Below are 3,935 nucleotides of genomic sequence, written 5' to 3'. Positions count from 1 at the left end.
GGTATTGGGTTTCGAACCCGTGGACAACCCCATCATACCGAGGTGCTTCTTTTTTGGCAAAGGTCATTTCTTAAGCCCTACAGGAAGGTTCAATGGAAACAGGGAGCAACTGCTACCGCGGTCTGCTCCCTGTTTCCATTGAACTGTCGTACCCGTTAGTTCAACGTCAGCTCCGTTACTTATTGTATCCTCGGAACAACGGCAGCCGTTGAACGTTAATTTCATTTACTTAAAATTGAAATATTCTTCATCGGGTTCCACTTTGGAACTCAACTCGTTATATGATGAGTTCTATACAATGAAAGTAAACACGAATACTTCTACGACTAATTTCGATTTATCGGTGCAACAATTCGGCGCGAACTACCAAAGAAATGGAACGGTCTGAGTTTGTTCTCCGTATGGACGAATGAAAAAACTCAAGCGGCGTTACACTTGAGTTTATCAGATAAGGTAAAAGGGGATCTAAATCAATGCGTACTTACTAGCAAAACACAGCACTCCAGATGCTCAGTATTCCAAATTAATATTTATTTTTTTAAGCTCTTTTGCTGGAACTCCTGCAACGACAGTATTCTCTGGAACATTTTTAGTGACAACTGCTCCTGCCGCAACAACAGAGTTGTCCCCAATCGTCACGCCGGGCAGTATGGTTGCGTTTGACCCAATCCATACATTTTCACCAATGATAACTGGAGAAGGGTAGGTTACATTTCTCGTTTCCAAAGGTAACCCATGATTAAGTGTAGCAATCGTAACATTCATACCAATCATTGTACCGTCTTCAATACTAATTCCACCTCTATCTTGGAAGGAACAGCCTGTGTTGAAAAACACATTCTTACCTATAGTAATATTTTTTCCAAAGTCTGTATAAAACGGCGGAAAACACATAAAAGACGAATCAACTTTATTGCCTGTTAGTTCACTAAAAATCTCCACTATTTCTTCTCTTGAATGATAGGATGTATTCAATTCCATTGTGATCTTTTGAGCTTGATAACTACATTGAGTTAATAATCCATGCAATTCTTTATCCTCACCCGAAATTGGATTGCCTTTCTTACAAAAATCTATAAAATCTTTCATGTTCATTTTTAAAAATCACCTGCCTAAATTAAATATATTTCTTGTTTTTTTTGGGCTAATAATACCCGTTAAGAAATATCAAATACATATAAGATTATTGAATTTCAGGTCATACATTTACCTTTTAATATCAATCGTTACTTCGATATTCCCTGGATAGTTTTCTAATACTTCGACACCCTCCATGATTTCACCGATTTTTACAAGACCGCTGATATACTCATCATCGTCCTTATAATAGATGACTAACACCTCCCCTGGTACCCAATAAGATATATCTCCTTTATCATAGCTTGACACAGTTTGATCAACATGTAATCCATGAACCTTCGCAAATTTTTCGCGATTATACAGGTCTCTCATATCCAACTTCAAGGGTAAGAGTTTTACAAAATCTACAACAGTGGCGTTATTTTCGATGATTACCGTAAGCTCCTCATCCCCAAATGAAAGTATAATTTGTTGTTTTTCTTCAATCATATTTGACCCTTTTGTTGATTGATAATGCGGTTCTTGTACAGATGTAGTTATTACATTTTCTGGATTCGTCTTTTCTTTTTCCTCTACGCTACATCCAATAAGGGGTAGCATAGATAGAAAAAGTATGAATACAACCCTAATTCGTTTCATATGTTTAGATTTCCTGTGTAGTTGGGCGGACAATCATATCACTAACCATCATGCGATTAGGTGTATCAATCGTAAAAACTACAGCTGACGCAATATCCTCTGGTGATAGTCCCCACTCTTTTTGGGCTTTGTGAAGTTCTTCAGAAACTTTTTTATCACTAATTGTTTTATATAGCTCTGTTTCAACTGCTCCTGGTGATATGATTGTCGACTTGATGTGATTTTCTCTTTGTTCTTGTCTTAATCCTTCCATGATGGCACGAACTGCAAACTTTGTTCCACAATACACGGCTGAATTAGGGTATACTACATGTCCTGCCACAGAATCCGTTGTAATAATATGCCCTGATTTTTGTTTTTCCATAATTGGCAACACCGCAGCGATTCCGTTTAAAACTCCCATAATATTGATATCAAGCATTTGCTTCCACTCTTCACGACGTCCTTCAACGATTGGTGAAGTTGGCATTATACCCGCATTGTTATAAAGAACATCGATTCTGCCATATGCGTCTAATGCGAGTTTCGCGACCTTGTTCACATCTTCATAGTTTGTCACATCCGCTTGTTGAATGAGAATATTTGATTCAGGAAATTCTCCTTTAATAGCTTCAAGACGATCCAAGCGGCGTGCAGCTAATACCAACATTGCATCACGTTTTGCAAGTAACTTTGCAGTTGCTTCACCAATTCCACTAGATGCCCCCATAATAATAATCACTTTATCTTTTATAGCCATCTATAAATCCTCCTTTAAAAGTTTACCCTTTTCAGCTACATCATAAATAGATATGATTCAAATATCTAATACTTATATCAAATACACTCTTATGCCTATTAAGCATACATATATTAAGGAGACTGTTATGGAAATTCGAGTGTTACGCTATTTCATTGCTGTAGCGAATGAAGAGAATATTTTGGCTGCTTCAAAACAGCTGCATTTGTCCCAACCTACATTATCAAGACAATTAAAAGACCTTGAAATGGAATTAGGAGCAACTTTATTTGAAAGAGGAAATCGAAAAATTACTTTAACGGACGAAGGGAGATACTTATTTAAAAAAGCGAAAGAAATCGTTGAGCTAGTAGATAAAACCGAAGCCAATTTTAAAGAATCAAAAGAAATCATTAGCGGTGAAATTTACATTGGTGGTGGTGAAACAGAAGCTATGAATTTTATTGCCAGAGCATCAAAAGAATTACTTGAACATTATCCAAGTATTCGATTTCATTTATATAGTGGTAATGCTGACGACATTACTAGCAGGTTAGACAGTGGATTATTAGATTTTGGCATTGTCATAGAACCCACAGATAAACAAAAATACGATTACATAAAATTACCAGCCACTGATGTTTGGGGTGTTTTAATGCGCAAAGATAGTCCTTTAGCGTACAAGACGTTCATTCAGCCAATAGATTTAATAGATAAACCACTGCTGATTTCACGTCAAACTGCTGTCAGTAACGAATTCACAGGATGGTTTGGAGAGAATATTGAGGATCTCAATATTGTCGCAACCTATAATCTGCTTTACAACGCTGCACGAATGGTTGAAGAAAATATTGGATATGCATTATGCTTGGATAAACTTATTAATACATCAGGAGATAGCAAGCTTTGCTTTAAACCTTTAAAGCCCAAATTAGAAGCTAATTTAAATATTATCTGGAAAAAACATCAAGTGTTTTCTAATGCAGCAAATAAATTCTTAGATCAGCTACGAAATAATATAAAAATATACAATTCATAACTGTCTATCGACGAAGAAAAATAGGCTTGAAAGACTTTTGTATCTAATTGATCATTTGAATAATCACTTAGATACCATCATTGATACTTCCCACACTCCGCATTACTGACAGTTAGCTCAACGCCCAGGGGTACATATGTACAAATCCCTATATTTTGTGAGCATGTTACCGCGGCAGCTACAAAACCATCCAAACCCGTTTAACAAAACATAAAGGCCCTAATTTTCCAATTTCAGTCGATGTTAACTTCGACCAATGAAAGATAAATTGGATATTAGGGCCGTTTTTGCGATTCTGATGATGTTTTGTATTTAACCATCTGCACAAAAGTGGGTGTTTTTTTTCATATGTACTTTATTGAGCTGGATCGGCTATAGTAAGTTGGACAGATAAATTGAGGGCTAGTAGAATAAAGATATCAGACAGGAGCGAATCTACGATGCCCAAAGAACGACGTA

General features: G+C 36.5%; 4 protein-coding genes. 1 reads left to right on the top strand and 3 read right to left on the bottom strand.

All coding sequences use genetic code 11. The features are described 5' to 3' along the window. Positions 1–510: 510 nt before the first annotated feature. The 3 genes from BM210_RS34065 to BM210_RS34055 form a co-directional block, all read right to left on the bottom strand. Positions 511–1,095, bottom strand: a complete 585-nt coding sequence (locus BM210_RS34065) for a sugar O-acetyltransferase (RefSeq protein ID WP_091177098.1) — start codon at positions 1,093–1,095, stop codon at positions 511–513. Positions 1,096–1,206: 111 nt separating this feature from the next. Next, complete coding sequence (locus BM210_RS34060) at positions 1,207–1,719, bottom strand: cyclophilin-like fold protein (RefSeq protein WP_091177097.1); 513 nt, start codon at positions 1,717–1,719, stop codon at positions 1,207–1,209. Between the two features lie 4 nt (positions 1,720–1,723). Further along, positions 1,724–2,458, bottom strand: a complete 735-nt coding sequence (locus BM210_RS34055) for an SDR family oxidoreductase (RefSeq protein WP_091177096.1) — start codon at positions 2,456–2,458, stop codon at positions 1,724–1,726. A gap of 127 nt (positions 2,459–2,585) precedes the next feature. On the opposite strand from BM210_RS34055, the gene BM210_RS34050 reads away from it, so the two are divergent. After that, the gene (locus tag BM210_RS34050; RefSeq protein WP_091177095.1) at positions 2,586–3,476 is read left to right on the top strand and encodes a LysR family transcriptional regulator; all 891 of its coding nucleotides are present in this window, start codon (positions 2,586–2,588) and stop codon (positions 3,474–3,476) included. Positions 3,477–3,935: the final 459 nt, after the last annotated feature.

The sequence above is a fragment of the Paenibacillus sp. 1_12 genome, from assembly GCF_900114475.1.
Lineage (GTDB): Bacteria > Bacillota > Bacilli > Paenibacillales > NBRC-103111 > Paenibacillus_S.
Note: the sequence above shows the minus strand (reverse complement) of the source record. Positions and strands in the feature narration are given on the sequence as shown.